The sequence below is a fragment of the Brumicola pallidula DSM 14239 = ACAM 615 genome (assembly GCF_000428905.1).
Taxonomy (GTDB): domain Bacteria; phylum Pseudomonadota; class Gammaproteobacteria; order Enterobacterales; family Alteromonadaceae; genus Glaciecola; species Glaciecola pallidula.
Genome location: NZ_AUAV01000022.1, coordinates 83,366 through 104,114, shown reverse-complemented (window position 1 = coordinate 104,114; position 20,749 = coordinate 83,366). Strand labels below are relative to the sequence as shown.

The window sequence follows — 20,749 nt, the reverse complement described above, 5'->3', positions numbered from 1 at the left end:
GATTTAATTTTTATTGTTGTATTAACCAGTTATTAACTAACTCGTTTATAGAATGCAGTTAATCAAATAAGGAGTCCTCAGTGGAATATAATCAACAGTTAAAAAATGTGTTATCAGAAATTTTAAATATAGACACTTCAAATTTTATGCACAGTACGAAGTTATTGGGAGAATTAAGCGAGCTGGACTCAATGTCTATTGTTTTACTCTTAATAGAAATAGAAAAACGATTTTCATTAGAGATTGATATCGCAGATCTCGAAGCTAAACACTTTGAAACGTTTGGTAACTTAGCATCATTCATTAAAAACCCATTAACGGTATGAAAGGCTTAACCTTATCTCAACGAGTCGCAGCTAAGACGATATTAGTGATAATTTTCTTGTTCAAGTTACGAAATAGAGCAACAAGAAAGAAAATAGCGTTTGGCATTGCTCGAATAATTTTTGCTTTATCACCTAAAACAAGAAAACGTTCCATCAATAATCTGCGAATTGCGATGCCGGATCAAAAAAGTGATGACAGAATACGATATTTAGCAGTCACTGCTTATCAGTATATCGTTTTTGGCGTTTTAGAAAATTTTTGGTTTGAAGATATTGAATACACGTTCGAGATGGATGCAGCAACAAAAGCCTTAATCACATCAGGTGGTCCTCTTAGCATCGCGACTATGCATCTTAGTTGCTACGAAGCGGTTCCATTTGCATTGCAAAAGCTAACAGGAAGAGTTACTACCCTTTCCAGGGTCCCTAAATTCGCTGCTGGCCTGCATAGTGTTTATGCGAAAAACGGTGTCTGTTGTGTGGATAAATCTCAAGCGGGTGCATTCTTGGCTCTGGCAGGCAAAATGGGTTCAAACGGTGTTGTTTGTTTGCACTCAGACCACTTCGGAAGTGATACCGAGCTTGACTTCTTTCAGCTACAAACGGGTGCTCCCGCTGGCCCAGCTATGTTATCAGCCTATGCAAAAACGCCATTGCTTATTGCATACGCGGTGCTGCAAAAAGACAACACTTACATAATACATATTGAAACGGTTTCTGAATTTCCCATAGGACAATCACCAAAAGCCTTTCAGTTCGCAATGCAAGCAATATATCGACAGTTCGAAAGCATCATTCTGCAATACCCAGAACAATGGTGCTGGTTTTACAAAAGATGGCGATAGAGCTGCATACCTTTTGAGGTGGCAGCAACTCAAATTTATTCAATTACACACTTACAACACCATTAGTATATTAGGTTCTAAATGATAAAAACAATTCATCAGCTGGTAAAAGTTCAAGCCGAGATACGACCTTATTGCCCTGCAATAGGCGAGAAGAAACGATGGTTAACATATGCGCACTTAAATGAAGAAATAGAAACTCTCGCGCGTTCTTTCTTGTCGCTAGGTCTGAATCAATCAGAAAGAGTGGCTGTTTTCTTACCCAAATGCTTTGAAAGCGTGATCAGTATCTTTGCCACAAGCGCTGCTGGAGGAATATTTGTTCCTATCAACCCAGTGCTTAAATCACCGCAAGTAGGACATATTCTGTCTGATTGTTCAGCAACAATTCTTATAACAAGTAAGGCCCGATATGAAATCCTAAAGTCGGTTTTACCAGTAGCAATAAAATATATTGTGTTAACCGATGATACTGATGAATACGTCAGTTCCTCAACCGTTTTATCATGGTTCCAACTACACACACTCGCATTGCGTGATAGTTCTCTTCCAGACATTTTAGAAAGTGATACCGCTGCAATATTCTATACATCAGGAAGTTCAGGTCCAGCTAAAGGCGTTACCTTGACTCAGCGTAATTTAATTCTTGGTGCGCAAAGTGTTGCTCAATACCTAGATAGTTCTTCATCTGATCGCTTGTTACTTGCGCTACCAATTAGTTTTGACTATGGCTTTAGTCAATTGACTATTTCGTTTTTATCTGGCGGTAGCTGTTATTTATTTGACTATTTGTTTGCAGCAGAGTTGATTAGAGTCGTGCAACAAGAATTGATTACAGGGCTTGCTTTAGTGCCTACAGCGTGGAATCAACTTGCCAATCTGGAATGGCCTAAAGAAGCATCGCAAAATCTCCGATATATAACGAACTCTGGCGGCTCCTTATCAGAAGAAACTTTAAAAAAGCTTGTAAGGGAAATGCCAAACGTTAAGCCCTTTTTGATGTACGGGTTAACCGAATCTTTCCGTTCTTGTTTTCTTCCGCCAGAACAAGCATTGAAGCGTCCTAAGTCAATTGGTAAAGCAATACCAAATGCGAAAATTTTTATTATAAATGCCAATGGTGAAGAATGTGAGCCCTATGAGCAAGGAGAGTTAGTTCATGCTGGACCTCTCGTAGCCCAAGGATATTGGGCGAACCAAGAAATGACTGACTACAGATTTAAACCAAGCCCAAATAGAATCAATGAAGTACCTAGCGAGCAGTTAGCCGTGTGGTCAGGTGATATTGTTACCAAAGACAAAGAAGGCTTTATGTATTTTGTTGGACGTAATGACGACATGATCAAGACCACCGGGTATAGGGTGAGCCCGCAAGAAATTGAAAGCGTTATCGATAAACATGATTCGGTAGTAGATATCGTTGCATTTGGCGTACCACACACAAACTTAGGCCAGGGTATTGTTGCACTAATAGCAGTTAAACCTGGTTTGCAGGTTAACGATCTGTTGCTCTCTATTAGGCGTTTTTGCGGCTTACACTTACCTACTTATATGAGCCCACATTACATAGATTTTTGCATAGAAATACCCAGAAATCCTAATGGCAAACATAACAAGACAGCACTGAAAGAAAAGTATCAAAATATTTTTCAGGAGATATCTTCTAATTTGGAATTACAGTAAATGTTATCAATCGATAAAAAACACAATCAACTTATTTTTGCCGGTAAAACGCCCAGTGAACTAGAGCATATAGCGGGTGGTACTCCCTGCTATGTATATGATCGCAATAAAATTAAAAGTAATATTATAGCCCTAACAAACTTACTACCGAAAAAGATAAAGCTACATTATGCAATTAAAGCAAACCCGATGCCTAACTTAGTTGCACATGCCGCTAATTATCTCGATGGCTTAGATGTAGCCTCTCATCAAGAGTTGCTAACTGCACTAAGTACAGGCATAGATCCTCGTAAGATCAGCATTGCAGGGCCAGGGAAAACGCAAAAAAGTCTGCTGGCAGCAATTATTTCCGGCGCGGTTATAAACGTTGAATCAAAGACTGAATTGGTTCGGATCCAACAAATATGTACCTTACACAACAAAAAAGCAAACGTCGCATTCCGGATTAATCCTGATTTTGAACTTAAGGGAGCCGCCATGAAGATGTCTGGAGGCGCTAAACAATTTGGTATCGATGCTGAAGTATTTGCTGACGTTTTTTCGACGATGAATGAGCAATCAATAAATTTCGTCGGCTTTCATATTTTTAGTGGATCGCAAAATTTATCAGTTGATTCACTATTGGAGTCTTACCGAAAATCTTTGCAATTAGCCTTTGAATTATCTAAGCAAATAAACGTCATTCCCAAGCAAATTAATATAGGTGGTGGGATCGGCGTTAATTATCATAGTGGCCAAGTACCTGTGGATATTCAAAGTTTGTGCATGGGTTTACATAAAATAGTAGAGGAATTGGATGAACAGTTAATGGATACCGAGGTCCATTTGGAGTTAGGTCGGTTTTTAGTCGCAAATGCGGGTATGTATTTATGTAAAATAGTTGACATTAAAGAGTCAAGGGGCAAGACCTTTTGGGTATGTGACGGTGGAATGCATCATCATTTGGCCAACTCTGGTAACTTAGGACAGGTATTTAGAAAAAATTATCCAGTTCTGCTGGCCAATTGCATAGAATCAAAAGTAACCCACCATGTCGATATTGTGGGTCCTTTATGCACTCCACTAGATATTATTGCATCCAATATATCCCTCCCGATTGCTGAAATAGGAGGCTACGTGGCGGTCATGTTATCAGGGGCTTACGGCGCATCAGCAAGTCCGCAAGGATTTTTAAGCCAAGGAGAAGCATTGGAAGTGCTTCTCTAAAGCGCGTAAAAGTAGTATTAGTTGTATGTGGGTTAGTTTTACATTGCTGATGACAGAAAACAGAATAAGTAACAACAAAATCAAAGTGTCAGTCTTTTCTGTGATTCTTGCCAATACAGAGCAAGTAACATTAATATAAAAGGATGGTGATTATATGAATTTGAGAGTGCTTTTAGTTGAGGACAACATTGACTTAGCCAACAGTATTTTGGAGTTCTTTGCTCTCAAAAATATCATACATGACTTCGCTGGCAATGGTAATACCGGGCTTTCCTTGGCCAGCAGCAACGTGTACGACGTTTTGGTGTTAGATGTGAATTTACCGGGTATCAACGGTTTAAAGGTTTGTTCGCAATTAAGACTAAAGGGAATTGATGTACCCGTGCTCATGTTAACAGCAAGAGATACTCTGTCTGATAAACTGGACGGGTTTGATTCTGGCGCTGATGATTACTTAGTAAAACCATTCGCGTTAAGCGAATTATTAGCCAGAATATACTCGTTATCAAAACGAAAAAGTGGGCTAAGTAAGTTTTTCAAAGTTGATGATCTGGAAATGAACATCCAAAAAAAGACAGTTTCTCGAGGAGGTATAAAATTAGAACTGACGCCTATTTGTTGGACTATTTTAGAAGTATTAATGCGTAATTCACCGAACCTCGTTCCTAAAGAAGAATTGCTTTTTGCTATTTGGGGGGAAGAACAGCCCGATAGCGATAATTTAAAAGTTCATATGCATAAGCTTCGACATGTTTTAGGGCAGGGGCCAACGCTTATTCACACAATACGAGGGCATGGTTTTGCTATTAGAGAACAGTAACTGGAGTGTTAAAAATTACGTTTTATCCGTAAGCATAATAATCGTTTCGATATTATTGATTTTTTTTATTTGGAAAGGGGCTAAAATTTTCGATAAAGGCACCGACATTCCAATCATTTATATTATGGATTCAATGTCTGACCAATATCTTGCTGAATATCAGTTAGACCGCTCCAGTCCAATGCCCAAAGATGAAGATTTTTTGTTTTATGCTGACACCGAAAAAATGCCTCAAGACCTAGCTTTGTATATTAGCAAAAATAGTTCATGGACTGGTTTTAAGTCTATTGAGCTATCCAATCGTGTCTACTTAATTGGACGAAAAAAGCTAAACGCAGATGATTTTCTGACAATCGCTTATCTTAAAACCGATGATTCAGAACTGTCAATGTCAGTCAATTCCTATTTGAATGAGGCTTTTGAGCCCATTTTATGGGCGGTCATTGTCACGTTTATTCTATCTATTTTCATGATTGTCTATATGACGTTAAAATTCATTCGTCCTCTTAGAGATCTAAAAGAATGGACATCACAATTAAACGAAAATAATAAGATTATAAATATTCCGAATTTTAAATTTGAAGAGCTCAATGAACTTGCCAACACGTTAGCAGTGTCATTGAATGAAAATTTACGATTAATTGAGAAAGATAAGTTTTTTCTCAGAGCGGCTAGTCATGAATTAAGAACACCAATATCTGTTTCCTCAGTGAATGTTGAGCTAATGAATATGTATTTAGAAGTTCAACATGTTTCTCCAAAAATAACAGTACCACTTTTGAGAATAGAAAATGCAGTGAAGGACATGCAGCAGCTTTCAGAAACACTTCTGTGGTTAGATCACGATGGAGGCTCATCCATTGAAACAACGGAGTTTGATTTAAAGTCGACCATAAACTCAATTGTCTCTGATAGTCGTTATCTATTGACCAATAAAAATGTTGATATTGCGATCAATTGTGCTGATGCCAACATCACCTGCAACTTTCCCTCATTCAAGATAGTTTTGGGCAATATCGTACGAAATGCAATGCAGTACACAAACAATGGTCGAATTGAAATTAATTTGGATGAACGAGTGGCACTTATAAAAAATGTAGATATTAATGAAACTCCGATTAATGTGGATAATTCCGACTATGGTTATGGCTTAGGGTTAATACTGGTTGAAAAAATTTGTAATAAAGGAAGCTGGAAATATTCAACGAGCAACATTGTTGGCGGCAGAGAAGTTCAAATATTGTTTAAGTAAAATGTAAGGTCGAAGAAATTCGACCAAGTCATTCAGTTGTGGTTATAAGTGCGACGCTGGAGGCAAAAGGAATAATAACCAACAGTTGGTTTAGGTATTGCCTGATTATTTACTCATCATGGTTTACGTTTTATAATAAAGGGCCCTTTTTCATTATCTATTTGGAGTTCAAAAATATAAGGGACATCGTTTTCATCGACCGCAAGCCAGATATTAAGAGGAGCCCTGTTTTCTGAAGTTAGGGTGTAGTGATTGGTTGATACTTCATTGCCACCCAAAGTCTTGACTTTAAGCCCTAGGTATTCAGTTTTCATTTGAGTAATTGAGGTTGTTTCAATATCTAATAAGCGTATTTCGGCGGGCAACGTTTGTCGATGAATTGACCAGTATTTTGGTAAGTTGGCTAACGTGGTGTGATGTGAATTTTTAGGCAAGCGTATACTTGTTGGTACCGCTTTTGTATCGGCGAACAGAAGTTGCGAAAGTCCGAGAACTTCGCCTGCCTGGGGGATGAAATTACCTAAGACTGCAATGGAAAAACCAAGCAGTTCACTCTCTTCTTTTTCCGCGAAATTTTTTATTTCTGAAAAACTCATCCAAAGATCGGCACCAGAGCTATCTATTTTTGACCAGTAGGCTTTTGTGTGATCAAAGGTCTTTTTATCTGCGCTAATAAGTCTATTTTCAAGCGAATACAATTCATTTGCTGTTGATTTGAGGTTTATTTCATCCCAGTTACTGCTTTTTTGAATCGTGGTGCTCTCTAAAATTTGATACCCACCTTGTGGTTTTTTTATGATTTGAACCTGCATATCTCCGATGTTATCGCCTCCAGCAAAAATATCATAGCTAAATGTGGCGTGCGTTTTGTCTGCTGCTTCCAGCCCTTGGATTGATGTTGCAGCAATAAGTATTGCAGCAAAAATGGGTGGTCTAAACATGATGTATTCCTATTTGGTCATAATGTTTTTATTCAAACTGAATAAGAACTGGTTAAATTATAATGTTTTTTTTTGTTGCGACTACATCGCAGATTAAGATTACTATCTTTGTTATCTTGCCACCTTCCGAAAGATCCATTCTAATGGACCAACGTCAAAATATTTAAGCCAAACAACACTGAAAGCTATACCCCCTGTACAAAATATCAATGAGCTAAGCAGCGAGAAATCTATACTTTGATTTTCTAAGCGTCCAATAGACTCAAGGAAACCCATGCCAACAATAATGTGTGCAATATATAAGGTGAGAGATAGTTGCCCTGTTTGATAAAGATACTTGGTGATCTTTGTTTCACAGAATCGTTCTGATAAATACAGACATGCTATGAGCACTAAAACGGCAGAGCTACCAGCAGAAATAATATATTGGGGCATGGGAGGAATAATAGATGTGGAAAACAGGAATGTGATTTCTTCAGCCGTCATTATTGAGCCACCCGCGTCATTAAGTATGTTTCTTAAGTAATAAAAACTACATTCAGTGACAATTAACGTGATTAGAGCGCCCAAAAACAACTTTTTTCTTATCAACTTTAGGGAGAGGTCTTGTCTGCCCAGCCACATACCAAAAGTCAAAAAAGCGGCCCATGGAAAGACGGGATGAAAACCGTTAAAAAAGATATGCCTAATCATTCCATCAACAGACCAAAAGTTATTATACGTTAATGTGTCCCAATCCCAATTCTGTTCAAAATTAAACAGCAGCATCAACACTGGAAAAATCAACATGATAATTATCGATATCCACAATAAGGACTTTTCTTGGACCATAAAAATAGCTGCTGCAATTAAGAAATAAAACCCGTAAAAATGAAGAATGTCGGCTTCCCACATTGGGGTAAATATAAGGCCAATGACCACAAGTAATAAACCGCGTTTTACCAATGAGATCCGAGTTTTTAATACCAATGTTTTATCAACAGAATTTCTTGCTTTAGCGGTTAAAAATGTTACACCAACACCCGCAAGCACCACAAATAAAGCAGATGCTCGACCTTCAAGTAGCGTTGCAAAATTCATTAGAAATGCATGACCCGTTTCAGCACTCATTGCGACTTTAAAGTTAACAATAACCATGCCAAATAACGCTAAAGCTCTTGCGAGATCATATCCTGTCACTCTTTGCTTCATCGAAATACCTCTTAAATATAAAGTCTATTGATAGGGATAATAAATTAACTAGCTAACTAATCTTTGAAGCAGATAGAAAGTGGCTAACGAATTTGAAATTCCAAAGATGAAGAATAACTTCAATGCAAGCATGCTATATCGAGTCAAGTTAACAAGCGGTTAATTGGGTTTACAATTTTTACTGTAAGAAGAGTGACTTCAGTGATGCTGGCAAACAGCTTTTTAGTGTTAACCGATTATTAACCTTCTGTTAGGTATTCTCGCTTTGGTATTAGCGACAACAAAATTTGATTAAATTGTACGAATTGATATTCGACATGAAGGAGTAAAACTATCCGCTAAATTAGTGGAATTCGGGTAAGACCTAACATCTAGCATCTGCCCTATTTTTTAGACTACTAATTGTGACTATTCTAAATAAGCTAACCCGACATTAGCGAGTATAGAAAATCAGCAATTACAAAGGTTGATATTTTGCAATTTTGTACTAGGGTTAAGGGGACGACCAGCCTGGCAAAAAGGAATTAATGATAAGAACAGAGAAAAATATGAATAAAGGGAGAATAAATGTTCAATTCTGGCCCAGTGGCAGAATCTAAGAAATACAGTAAAAATCAGGTAATAAAACTTCATCAAACCACTAGAACCGTCGCAGCAAATGTGTGTGATGCGCACTGTGTCTTGTGCCCAAAGCAGCGCCATCCTATTTATATCGACAAAGGTGTGTTTATTGAACGACATGCGGTGTCAGTAAGAGGGACTAAATACAGAATATCCAATCCCATGTTCAGAATCCTTTGTGCTTTCCACGAGCATGAAGAAGAAGTAGTGAGCAGAGCGTTTTTATTAGCATATGGCTGGGGAAGACATAATAGAGTTAACAATAATGTCACTGTGGCGATTTCTGAACTACGCGCTTTATTGAAAAACAAATCTAATTTAGAAATAATCACAATCTATGGCAGAGGATATCAAATGTTTAATAAAAATAAAGGTATATTAAAGTGATAACAGTCTCTTCAATATCTATCAAAAAGCAAGATATATAATACCTCGTTTATCCCAGAGTTGAGTTGATGATGGTATTGATACACCATTGTCGACGGACTTGCAGTGATAACGAAAAAATAAAAAGCGCCGTAGACTACTCTTTATTACCCACGATTTATTACCCACGATTTATTACCCACGATTTATTACCCACGATTTATTACTCACGATTTATTACCCACGATTTATTACTCACGATTTATTACTCACGACGCAAGGCACTAGCGTATCAAGTCCACAAGATAAGCTACAATTTTGCTCAGCCAACAACTAATTTAATTGTCGTATTGATGTATCTTAGACCTTGGGGAACTCAGTCGTCATTATTGGCCATATCACGGAGTTCAAATTTTTTAATTTTACCAGTTGAGGTCTTTGGAAGCTCGGCAAACACCACCCTAGTAGGGGCCTTGAAACGCGGCATATGGTCGCGACAGAAATTAATAATTTCACGTGCAGTGGCCGATTGTCCCAGTTTTAACGTGACAAAGGCGCAGGGGGTTTCGCCCCATTTAACATGTTCCATGGCAACAACTGCAGCTTCCTGTATTGACGGATGGCGATAAAGTACATCTTCTATTTCGATACTGGAGATATTTTCCCCTCCAGATATGATGATATCTTTTGAACGGTCCTTAATCTCGATATAGCCATCCGCATGCCATACAGCCAAATCGCCAGAATGAAACCAACCTCCCTCAAATGCCTTGTTAGTGGTTGTAGGATTTTTCAGGTAACCCTTCATAACTAGGTTCCCCTGCATAAAAATTTCCCCCATAGTTAGGCCATCTTGGGGAACGGGTTTCAGGGTGACTGGATCGGCTACCATCAGGCCGTCGAGCATGGGTGCGCGCACCCCTTGACGTGATTTCAGCTGTGCTTGTTTTTCAAGTGGTAATTCGCTCCAATCATCATGCCATGCACAGACAACTGAGGGGCCGTAGGTTTCGGTCAAACCGTAAACATGAGTCACTTTAAACCCGAGACTTTCCATCCCCTGGATCACCGCGGCCGGCGGAGGCGCGCCAGCAGTCATGACGTTAACCTTGTGTTCGATACCTGATTTGACGGAATCATCCGCTAGTTTGAGCATATTCAATACGATTGGTGCGCCACAAAAATAACCTACCTTTTCCTGCTTGATTAAATCAAAGATGGTATCGGCTCGCACATGACGCAGGCAAACATTAACACCAGCCATTAGCGCAACGGTCCATGGAAAGCACCATCCGTTACAGTGAAACATCGGCAGCGTCCAGAGATAAATCGGGTGCTGATGCATCCCCCAAGACATTGCGTTGCTGATTGCATTGAGGTAAGCACCGCGATGATGGTAAACGACACCTTTGGGGTCACCGGTAGTGCCTGATGTATAATTCAGCGTAATTGCATCCCACTCATCCTGCGGTGGCTGCCAGTGATAACTGAGTTCACCGGTTGCTAAAAACGCTTCGTAATTGATGGAACCAATCAACTCGCCACCCTGCCAATAAAGATCGTCGATATCGATAACTAAATAATTATTGGGTATCATATCGAGCGCTTTTGCGACCATTTCACTGAACTCTCTATCGACAAACAGCACCTTGGCTTCGGCATGCTGCAGGATAAAGGCGAAGGTCTGCGAATCGAGTCGTGTATTGATAGAGTTGAGCACTGCGCCACACATAGGCACGGCAAAATGCAATTCAAAATGCTCTGGGATATTTGGGGCAATGAGCGATACAGTATGCCCCTTACCAATACCATATTTATTTAACGCACTAGCCATTTGCTGGCAGCGTTGGTAAGTTTGAGCCCAGTTTCTGCGAGTATCACCATGAACCACCGCGGTGCGATCCGGGTATACCTTAGCTGCTCGATCTATAAACGTCATCGGTGAAAGCGCCGTAAAATTTGCGCGTTGTTTGTCGAGATTTTCTTGGTAAGGGTTATTATTGTCGTTCATGGTGAAGCTCCTTTATGTATGTCCTACAACGAAATTTTCCTTTCTGAGTAGCCCTAGTTTGTGATGAACTTAACAAACTTTTTTCAACAAAAACACTTTTGAGTAAAGCGATCTTAAAACAAAATAATTAAAAAGGTTTGGGTTGTTTGGGCTTTTGTAATGGTGCATTTTGATATCTTGGCGATGGGGCCGGTTGCATAACTCCATTGACCGATATAAATGCACTTCTGGCCGAATTTTGCGGGTGTTCGACTGCCTGTTTGATGGAAAGAATGGGAGCAAAACAAGCGTCGATCCCTTCTAGACTTTTACACCATTCACTTTGAGTTTTAGTTCGGAAAATGTCAGTGAATAATTCGGATAATCTGGGCCAATGTTTTTGGTTTAGGTGATCATTCATGCATGGGTCATCAGCTAAGCCTAATTCTGTCATTAAGATGTGGAAAAACTCTTGTTCTAAAGCACCAATGGCAATATGTTCACCATCTAATGTTTCGTATGTGTCATAAAATGGCGCACCGGAATCTAGCAAATTTTTGCCTCTTTCCATTTCCCAGCCATATGTTTCTTGAAAGGCCCAAACCGTGCTCATCAAAAGAGAACTGCCTTCTACCATTGAGCAATCTATTATCTCTCCCGTACCGGTTTTTTCTGCCTTGAGCAGTGCAGCAGTCATTGCAAAAACTAACATCATTGCACCGCCCCCAAAATCACCAACGGTATTAACCGGAGGAGTGGGCTTTTCACCAGCTCTGCCAAATGCATGAAGTGCACCTGAAATAGCGATATAATTAATATCATGTCCTGCTGTTTGCGCTATAGGGCCATTTTGCCCCCAACCGGTCATTCGTCCAATGACCAGTTTCGGATTGCTTTGAATTAAATTACCGGGTGCTAAATCAAGGCGTTCAAGCACGCCAGGCCTAAACGCTTCAATTAAGCCATCCGCAGAATTAATGAGATCACGCACCATCTCTAAATCATCTTTATTTTTAAGATCTGCAGCCACGGTAAGGCGAGATCGATTTAAAGGGTCGCGCGGGTTCAGAGGTGCTCCTGGGCGGTGAACTGTAATCACTTCTGCGCCATGATCAGCGAACATCATAGCCGCAAAGGGTCCAGGCCCAATGCCGGCTAATTCCACTATACGTATTCCTTCTAATGGCCCTGACATGTTCTTTCCTTATTGAATAGTAAAATCGGAGCCTGTCGCTCATGCTATTAGCTTATATTGACGCGGCTGATCAGGATAATGTTAGTCGGCAGTGGAATTTGTCTATCCATAAATACTTAGGATCTCGCCTTAAACTTTTTTAGTTTATATGAAAGCATTTTTAAAGCCTCATATCAAAGTATATATATTTAAAAAATATACTCAATAGTATATTTAAATATTTCCGATATAATTTAATACCTTCAGTATAAAATAATAATAGCAGTATGTAAAAAATGGTAGTAGTATGTAAAAATTATGTTAGTAAAAAGAATGTATTTAGTAAATTTAAGTGATTTTTAATAGGGGAAATAGTTATGTCTGGATCGCATCAGGTAATTTTAGCTGCAACCGAACAGGTCATGTTCGGTCGCCCTGCTAGTGAATGTGTAAAAGAGTTAGTTCAGCAACATGATTTTAGGCGAGTTCTAATTTTGGCTAGTAGATCGCTCAAAAATAATACTTCTGCGATTGCTGATATAGAGTTAGCACTTGGAGAACGTCACGCAGTAACCATCGATGGCATAAAACCACACGCACCGAGAGTTGACGTTGTTAGGGTTGCAGATGCAGCCCGCAAAGTAAACGCTGACCTAATATTAACAGTTGGCGGCGGCTCGGTAACAGACGCAGGTAAAATTGCAGCCCTTTTGGTTAAGCATAATGTAACTGATATATCACAAATGGAGGCATTACGGATAAATGTCACCGATACGGGGGATTGGCTAAATCCACTTGATAATATGGCTGATGCGGGCCCTGATATTGCGACTATTTGTATTCCAACAACCTTGTCAGGCGGTGAGTTTAACCCATTATCTGGTGCCACTGATGAAGTAAGTGGCCATAAGCAAGCGTATATGCATCGAAATATGGCACCCAAAGCTATTATTCTGGATCCCGCGATAACTGTGCACACACCAGAGTGGCTATGGTTATCAACCGGAGTTCGGTCGGTTGACCATTGTGTTGAAACACTAGCTTCACATTTATCCAATGATTTTGCTGATGGCTTAGCATCAAATGCGCTGCAGATGCTGGCTAAGGGCTTGAAGCAAGTAAAAGAAAATCCTGAAGATCTTGATGCACGGTTAAAGTGTCAAATGGGCGCGTGGCAATCAATGGTGCCAATTATAGGAGGCGTACCAATGGGTGCTAGCCACGCTATTGGTCATATTTTGGGTGGCGCTTGTGATGTGCCTCATGGCTATACATCCTGTGTAATGTCCCCTTATGTATTGAAATGGAATGAGTCGCATAGTGCAAGCCGTCAGGTTCGAATATCAGAAGCTTTGGGCGCAGGAGAAAAAACGGCGTCACAGGCGCTTGATGAGCTAATCAGATTTCTTGGTATGCCTCGAACATTGGCTGAAGTTGGTGTTAGCGAGGATAAATTTGACATGGTTGCTAGTTTGACACTAGAAGATATTTGGGGACGAACAAACCCCCGACCTGTTGAAGGTGCACACAATATTAAAGAAATTCTTAGAATGGCGATGTAATAATTATGAGTTTAGAGACTGAAGTAAAATCAGGCAGTAGCAAGAAGCAAGGTGGCGACGCAAAAAATGTTAAGGGTCACCTTAAGCGTGAATTACTCACTCTTAAGCGAAACCGGATAATAGAAGAAGCGACGATACTTTTCTTTGATGAAGGATATGCGGGTACAACAATTGAGGCAATTGCGGATAAGCTGCAAGTAACCAAGCCCTTTATATATAGTTATTTCAAAAACAAAGAAGCAATATTGGCTGCTGTCTGTGAAACCGGTATCAGCGAAGCGTTAGAAGTGCTGCAAAGCGCATTATCAACTGATGGTACTTACCGCGATATTCTTATTCAGACTCTCTGGCAGGTAGGAGATATTGTTATAAAGCGCCAAGCATGTGTCGTGACTTACCTGCGAGAAATTAAAAAACTAAACCCTAAAGATGCTGCACGTATCTTGCAAAAACGTAAAGAATTTGACCATAAAATTGCTAAATTAATTGATGATGGTACGAGTGCTGGGGAGTTTGACCTTGGACCTCGTGCTATGGACGCTATCTGGATTGGGGGTCTTATAAGTTGGTTACCAGTTTGGTTTTCGGCAGCAGGAAAATTATCAAAAAATGATGTTCTATTTGGTTTAGTGAGTGCTGGATTAAAGTTAATTGGTGCAGCAAAAATGTCCGAAGTAGAGAAAAATAATATCACCGGACAATAGATCAAAATTAGACGTCGACTCAAAGCGGAGCTAAGAAGCAAATGAAAAAAAGTGACTTTTATGACCCAAGGATACCCGACCGCGATCAATGTGTAGTGCGGTATTTAATTAACCGCTGGGCACAGGAAACACCAGATAAAGTATATGTCCAATTTGAAGATGGCGATACTTGGACATATGCCGAATTAAAAGAGCGGGTTGTTAGGGCCGCTGTCGGTTTTCAGAAGCTGGGTGTGCAGCAAGGAGAAACTGTGGCTGTTTGGCTGCCTAATGGTCCGGATGCATTGCTTGCTTTTTATGCCCTAAATTATATTGGGGCTATATTTGTGCCTTTTAATACGGCGTTTTGCGGCAACATGTTGCATCACGTTATCGACAACTCTGACGCCAAGATTATTGTTGTCCACAAAGACTTGGTGCCACGACTGACCGAAATTGATTTGGCTAAGCTAAAGGTCCAGATACTTTGTGGTGGGACCTGTGATACCGATACTGGTTTAGAGAGCCATATTTTTGATGATTTAAAGACCTTCCCTGATGAGCTTATGCCACTCGTTCGGGCTATTGAGCCTTGGGATCCACAATCCATTATTTATACTTCAGGAACAACCGGTCCGTCAAAGGGAGTGCTGTCATCATATTTACACATGTACAGCAATGCGGGTCCCGAATCTTGGCCAATGGTTACTCGCGAAGACCGCTATTTAGTCGCCGCACCTTTTTTCCATATCGGTGGTATGGCGCCTCCATTTGTCATGTTAGTCAGAGGCGCATCATTTGCGCTGTTAAGTGGATTTTCCACTGATACGTTCTGGGCAGCGGCAAAACAATCACAAGCTACCGTTGTTTTCTTGTTGGGCGTAATGGCAACATTTTTAATGAAACAGCCACCAAGCTCAAACGATAAAGAGCACGGAGTAATGAAAGCATTTATGGTGCCATTGTCTGATGATGCACCTGCCTTTACTGAGCGTTTTGGCATCGATATTTATACGATTTTTAATATGACCGAAATTTCATCACCCATAGTTTCAGAGCCTAACCCGACCGTAAGAGGTACTTGCGGAAAGGTACGTCCTGGCGTTGACGTGCGATTGGTGGACGGCAATGACTGCGAAATTCCAGTAGGGCAGGTAGGTGAAATGATTATTCGCACCGATCGTCCATGGGGCATGAATAGTGGCTACTACAAAAATAGCGAAGCTACAGCCGAGGCTTGGCGAAATGGGTGGTTCCATACAGGAGATGCTTTCCGTCAGAACGAAGATGGATACTTTTATTTTGTTGATCGCATAAAAGATGCCATTCGTCGAAGAGGAGAGAATATCTCTTCGTTTGAAGTAGAAGTTGAGGTTTGTAGTCACCCCGCAATACGTGAAGCGGCTGCGATAGGCGTGCCTAGTGAGGCAACAGAAGACGATGTTATGGTCATAATTGCTCTTGTGGAACACGCAACTATCGAACTGACAGCACTGTGTGAATTTTTGGTCAAGCGGATGCCATATTATATGGTCCCGCGGTATATCAGGATAGTAGATGCATTGCCAAAAACACCAACCCAAAAAGTGCAGAAAGCTCAACTTCGGTCGGAAGGCGTGACAACGGATACCTGGGACCGAGACAAATCAGGTCTGAGGTTAAAGCGAGAAGTGTTGAAACAAAACTAAAAAGTATAAAAATTAAATATTTTGAGCAATATTAAAGGGGTTAAATCATGAAAATACAAAATAAATTTGTTGCGGGAGTCGCAATGGGTGCCGTCATATTGCCTTATCAAGTATGGGCGCAAGACAGTAGCGAAGAAGAGTTAAAGGACGTTGAGGTCATTATTGTTCAAGCAACAAGACGAAGCGCAGCCCTTGAGGATATAGCGGGATCATTAAACGTTATATCGGGTACTGAAATTGGCGCAGGAGGTATACAATCCTCGTCTGATCTAGCGCTTGAAATTCCTAATTTTTCGGTTGGTGAACAGTTTGGTGTAAACCGGGCTTTCATTCGAGGTATCGGCTTTAATAGCATCGACCTTGGTGCAGATGGAGCGGTTGCCTTTTTGCAAAATGGTGCGGTTATTACACGGCCTGCGGCCCAGCTAGCTGGCTTTTACGATCTATCTCAAGTGGAGGTACTTCGAGGTCCACAAGGCACATTATATGGACGCGGCGCAACAGCGGGTGTTGTCAATATGGTAACAACCCGACCTTCTGCTGAATTAGAAGGATATAGCCGCTTTACTTACGGAAACTACGATGCTCTGAGTTTTGAAGGCGCGGTGGGCGGTCCGATAAACGATAAATTGATGTTCCGTTTTGCTGGTGAGTACGAGAGCCGAGATGGCTATGGCGTTAACCGAGCGACAGGTAATCCTGTTGATGATCGGGATGCATACGCTGTGCGAGGGTCACTTTTATATGATGTGAGTGATAACTTGGAAGTATTAGTGGTTGCCGACTTTTTCCGTGAAGACGATTTCAACTATGCTTTCCATGATTTTGGCCCGTCTATTGTGCCTGCAGAATTAATGCCTGGCCCCGTTTTTGGAGGGAGTACGATCTTTGATCTGACAGATGATCCTGAAACACGCGACATTAACTCGGATCAAGATGCAGTCAATGACCGAAAGGGTTTGGGCTTACAAAGTATAATCACATGGCGCCCCGGCGATTTAACAGTTGAATCAACAACCTCTTATCGTCAGTTCGAGCGCTTTAATCGGAACGATCTTGATGTTACTGATGTTGATGCCTTTGGACAGAACAATTATACCGAGGATAGTGAAGCGTTCACACAGGATATTACCCTGAATTATGTTCAAGATGGATGGTCATTACTCGGCGGTGCTTCATATCTTTATGAAGAGCTCGATGGCGAAGTGCTGGTGGTCTTAAATAATCTCGGTCCTATCATTTTTGGTGCGCCTCCAGGGGTTATCCCAGACGGAATTTTCCGTCAAAATGGAACTGTAACAACCAATGCTTTGGGCCTATTTATTGAAGGCACATTAGAAATTTCGTCAGAATTTCGCGTGACTGCTGGTGCGCGTTACAATTATGAAAAACGCGAAGGGAAAGGTGATTTTACTTTCTCGGCGTTTGACACCTTTGTTAATACTGACAAGACAGAAAGTTGGAATGCCATTACCCCAAAAGTAATGTTGGAATACGATGTAAGCGACGACGTGATGCTTTATGCAGGCATTACGAGAGGCTTCAAGAGTGGTGTCATCAATATTGGTAGTGTCAATCCTATCATTGAACCAGAATTTATTTGGAGCTATGAAACAGGCTTTAACCTGCATGACAAAGCAAGCGGTTTCACCTTAAATGGCGCTGCGTTCTATTACGATTATTCTGACTTACAAGTCGGGTTCGTTAATGCGGCTAGCCTTGTCGAAACTATTAATGCGGCTTCAGCTAAAATATGGGGCATAGAACTTGATGCGTCTTATGATGTTACTGATCAATTTTCAATTCGTGCTTTTGCAACTTACCTCAATACGGAATTTACAGATTTTTGTAATGGCTATTATGCTAATGGACAAGCAGCAAGACGTCAGTTCCCGATATGCCCTTCGAACCCTGCAATTAGTGATCTGTCAGGTAATCAATTACCAAATGCGCCTGAATATACAGTAGCGATTTTTGCCGATTATTATGTAGACTTGGGTGATTCTGGTCAGATGGACTTTTCTATCGACGCCAATTATCAGGACGATGTGTATTTTACTGAGTTTAATAACCTCGACGCTTTTCAGGAAGGTTTTATTAATCTCAATGCAAATCTTACCTTTTCACCTAAAAGTGATGATTGGTCCATTTCTGTATGGGCACGTAATTTGACGGACGAATATATAGTGGCGAATAATATTACCGCAGCCCCGTTGTATAGCTTTGCGCGTGTAGGTTCGCTGCGCCCACCAAGAACATTCGGTATTACTTATAATATGACCTTTTAACTTTTCGCCTGCTGCGGACTTATCGTCTGCAGCACACTATTTTTAAGAAATTAGTACAGGAATCTGCCATGTCAGACTGGATAAATACTCAAATCGATCCCGCACTAGAGGTTCGACTTCGCAAAGCAATCTGCACAGCCAATATTCCTACTTTGCTGATGGTGCTGGTTCAATTAACCGGTGATAAAGCTTGGCTTGCTGCGCCGTATATGCCAAACCGGGCTCGTGGTTTAGATGATAACGACAGTGGTGGTTTGCCAGAAGATATTCAAAGTGAAATTCGGATGGTTGCAGCTGATGCGATTATTGCATGGAAAAAGGGAAAACCCGTTGCCATTCCCGATCCCTCAGCCGACTTATTAACGCACATGATTAGTGTATCGACTGGGGAAAAAGTTCCCGAAAACTATGGTGAGATTATTGCCGCCGAACTATCACCATCTGTTCCGCAAAAAAATGCTCGCTCTTTCTCAGGGCAAGTTCCTGAGGACTTCAAGGCTATCATTATTGGCGGGGGTGTTTCCGGCATATGCGCTGGGATACGACTGCAGGAATATGGTATCGATTTTACTATAATCGAAAAAAATGCTGGTTTTGGGGGAACATGGAAAGACAATAAATACCCTGCAGCAGGAGTAGATACGCCCAATCATTTGTATTCTTTCTCCTTTGCACCTAACGATTGGAGCCGTTATTTTGCCCTTAGAGGCGAGATCATTGCTTATATAGAAGCGGTAGCTTTGGACTATGAATTATCGAAAAATACACATTTTGAAACAACAGTGGTGGATGCAAAATTTGAAACCGGGTCCAAGCAGTGGCATGTGCGAACACTGGGCCCCAATGGTCAGCAAGAAACGTTGATTGGTAACGTAATATTAAGCGCTGTTGGATTATTGAGTGTCCCTTTTGTCCCAGATATTGCAGGGCTTGATACCTTTACAGGAACGACCTGTCATACGGCTCAATGGCCAAGTGATTTGGACTTAACGGGCAAGAAGGTGGCTATCGTCGGCAATGGAGCCAGTGCCATGCAGGTTGCACCGGCAATAGTTGATAAAGTGGAAAGCTTGACGATTTTTGCGCGTTCAAAGCAATGGGCCGCACCTTTCCCTCAATTCCAGCAACAGGTTCCTGAACATATACGCTTTCTACTAAAAGAGGTGCCGCTCTATCAAAGCTGGTATCGTCAGCGTCTTGCCTGGACATTTAACGACCGCTTACATGGTGCTTTGCAGCGAGATCCAGAGTGGCCAGATAAAGCACGTTCCATTAATGCTACAAATGACCGTCATCGTAAAATTTTTCTCAGCTACATTGAAAGCGAATTGGGTGACAGACAAGACCTGCTTGAAGATCTTGTCCCCGATTATCCTCCTTATGGGAAAAGGATACTGCTTGATAATGGTTGGTATCGGACCGTAGCAAAGCCACATGTCAGGTTAGTTCCGGAGCGATTAAAAGAAGTTAAAGGGCCTACACTCGTCGCCGATAGTGGGAAGCGTTTTGATGCAGATATACTAATAATGGCGACAGGTTTTAAAAGTACGGAGATATTGTCTTCTCTTGATGTCATTGGATCTGGTGGCCAGCATTTGAAAGATGTATGGGATACGGATAATCCCAAAGCGTATATGGGCACATTGGTACCAGATTTCCCCAATATGTTCGTTTTACTTGGACCAAATACAGGTCTTGGTCATGGGGGCAGCATTATTCCGGTGGTGGAACGACAAATCAATTATGTATTATTGTTGCTTGAGAAAATGTTTGAAAATAAGAGCCGTACAATCGAAGTTCGCAAGGATATCTTCGAAGATTACAATGAAAAGGTAGATAGTGCGCACGCTAAAATGATCTGGACGCACGAAGGTACAACCAATTGGTACCGTAATAAAAGAGGTCGCGTCGTTGCAATTACACCGTGGCGTAATGATGATTTTTGGCGAATGACAAGGAAAATAGACGCGAAAGACTATATTTTCGAAGGTGAGACCTGCGCAACAAAATCAAGCTAAATTAAACAATGAAATAAAAGCTTCATGAGGCATTCCATATCTTCATTAAATAGTCACAGGTAGCTGCAAAGGTCTTGGTTAAGCCAGACCTTTGC

At 40.9% G+C, this 20,749-nt stretch carries 16 protein-coding genes; 12 read left to right on the top strand and 4 right to left on the bottom strand.

The features are described 5' to 3' along the window. Positions 1 to 80: 80 nt before the first annotated feature. The 6 genes from G399_RS0108945 to G399_RS0108920 all read left to right on the top strand — a co-directional run bounded on the left by G399_RS0108945 (position 81) and on the right by G399_RS0108920 (position 6,132). Positions 81 to 326 (top strand): acyl carrier protein, encoded by a 246-nt coding sequence (locus tag G399_RS0108945; RefSeq protein WP_006008554.1) that lies wholly within the window; start codon positions 81 to 83, stop codon positions 324 to 326. After that, a complete protein-coding gene (locus tag G399_RS20435; protein WP_081585707.1) occupies positions 323 to 1,171 on the top strand; it encodes a lysophospholipid acyltransferase family protein in 849 nt (282 codons plus the stop codon). The genes G399_RS0108945 and G399_RS20435 overlap by 4 nt, the downstream gene beginning before the upstream one ends. An 81-nt stretch (positions 1,172 to 1,252) precedes the next feature. Continuing rightward, a complete protein-coding gene (locus tag G399_RS0108935) occupies positions 1,253 to 2,854 on the top strand; it encodes an acyl-CoA ligase (AMP-forming), exosortase A system-associated (RefSeq protein WP_006008551.1) in 1,602 nt (533 codons plus the stop codon). After that, on the top strand, positions 2,855 to 4,060 hold the full coding sequence (locus G399_RS0108930; RefSeq protein WP_006008550.1) for a pyridoxal-dependent decarboxylase, exosortase A system-associated: 1,206 nt from the start codon (positions 2,855 to 2,857) through the stop codon (positions 4,058 to 4,060). 154 nt (positions 4,061 to 4,214) lie between these two features. Continuing rightward, the gene (locus G399_RS0108925; RefSeq protein ID WP_006008548.1) at positions 4,215 to 4,880 is read left to right on the top strand and encodes a response regulator transcription factor; all 666 of its coding nucleotides are present in this window, start codon (positions 4,215 to 4,217) and stop codon (positions 4,878 to 4,880) included. Positions 4,881 to 5,013: 133 nt separating this feature from the next. Beyond that, complete coding sequence (locus tag G399_RS0108920; protein ID WP_006008547.1) at positions 5,014 to 6,132, top strand: sensor histidine kinase; 1,119 nt, start codon at positions 5,014 to 5,016, stop codon at positions 6,130 to 6,132. Between the two features lie 116 nt (positions 6,133 to 6,248). On the opposite strand, the gene G399_RS0108915 is transcribed toward G399_RS0108920, so the two are convergent. Both G399_RS0108915 and G399_RS0108910 read right to left on the bottom strand, forming a co-directional pair. Continuing rightward, complete coding sequence (locus G399_RS0108915) at positions 6,249 to 7,073, bottom strand: hypothetical protein (protein WP_006008546.1); 825 nt, start codon at positions 7,071 to 7,073, stop codon at positions 6,249 to 6,251. Positions 7,074 to 7,184: 111 nt separating this feature from the next. Then, positions 7,185 to 8,264: a DUF418 domain-containing protein gene (locus tag G399_RS0108910; RefSeq protein ID WP_006008545.1), complete on the bottom strand. Its 1,080-nt coding sequence runs from the start codon at positions 8,262 to 8,264 to the stop codon at positions 7,185 to 7,187. 567 nt (positions 8,265 to 8,831) lie between these two features. Between G399_RS0108910 and G399_RS21595 the strand changes: the two genes are divergently transcribed. Beyond that, entirely contained in the window at positions 8,832 to 9,272 is a 441-nt protein-coding gene (locus G399_RS21595) for a winged helix-turn-helix domain-containing protein (protein ID WP_006008544.1), read from the top strand. 355 nt (positions 9,273 to 9,627) lie between these two features. Here G399_RS21595 and G399_RS0108900 read toward each other — a convergent pair whose 3' ends face one another. Continuing rightward, positions 9,628 to 11,262: an acyl-CoA synthetase gene (locus tag G399_RS0108900; protein ID WP_006008543.1), complete on the bottom strand. Its 1,635-nt coding sequence runs from the start codon at positions 11,260 to 11,262 to the stop codon at positions 9,628 to 9,630. A 127-nt stretch (positions 11,263 to 11,389) separates the two neighbouring features. After that, complete coding sequence (locus G399_RS0108895) at positions 11,390 to 12,436, bottom strand: CaiB/BaiF CoA transferase family protein (protein ID WP_006008542.1); 1,047 nt, start codon at positions 12,434 to 12,436, stop codon at positions 11,390 to 11,392. A 356-nt stretch (positions 12,437 to 12,792) separates the two neighbouring features. Here G399_RS0108895 and G399_RS0108890 point away from each other — a divergent pair, with 356 nt between their 5' ends. From G399_RS0108890 to G399_RS0108870, 5 genes are all read left to right on the top strand, one after another. Beyond that, positions 12,793 to 13,977, top strand: coding sequence for an iron-containing alcohol dehydrogenase (locus G399_RS0108890; RefSeq protein ID WP_006008541.1), 1,185 nt, complete (start codon positions 12,793 to 12,795; stop codon positions 13,975 to 13,977). A 5-nt stretch (positions 13,978 to 13,982) separates the two neighbouring features. Further along, the gene (locus G399_RS0108885) at positions 13,983 to 14,681 is read left to right on the top strand and encodes a TetR/AcrR family transcriptional regulator (protein WP_006008540.1); all 699 of its coding nucleotides are present in this window, start codon (positions 13,983 to 13,985) and stop codon (positions 14,679 to 14,681) included. Between the two features lie 41 nt (positions 14,682 to 14,722). After that, positions 14,723 to 16,348 carry an AMP-binding protein gene (locus G399_RS0108880; RefSeq protein ID WP_006008539.1) on the top strand — a complete coding sequence of 542 codons (1,626 nt, stop codon included), beginning with the start codon at positions 14,723 to 14,725 and terminating at the stop codon, positions 16,346 to 16,348. Between the two features lie 47 nt (positions 16,349 to 16,395). After that, the gene (locus G399_RS0108875; protein ID WP_006008538.1) at positions 16,396 to 18,636 is read left to right on the top strand and encodes a TonB-dependent receptor; all 2,241 of its coding nucleotides are present in this window, start codon (positions 16,396 to 16,398) and stop codon (positions 18,634 to 18,636) included. A gap of 68 nt (positions 18,637 to 18,704) precedes the next feature. Continuing rightward, positions 18,705 to 20,654, top strand: a complete 1,950-nt coding sequence (locus G399_RS0108870; protein ID WP_006008537.1) for a flavin-containing monooxygenase — start codon at positions 18,705 to 18,707, stop codon at positions 20,652 to 20,654. The last annotated feature ends 95 nt before the right edge of the window (positions 20,655 to 20,749 follow it).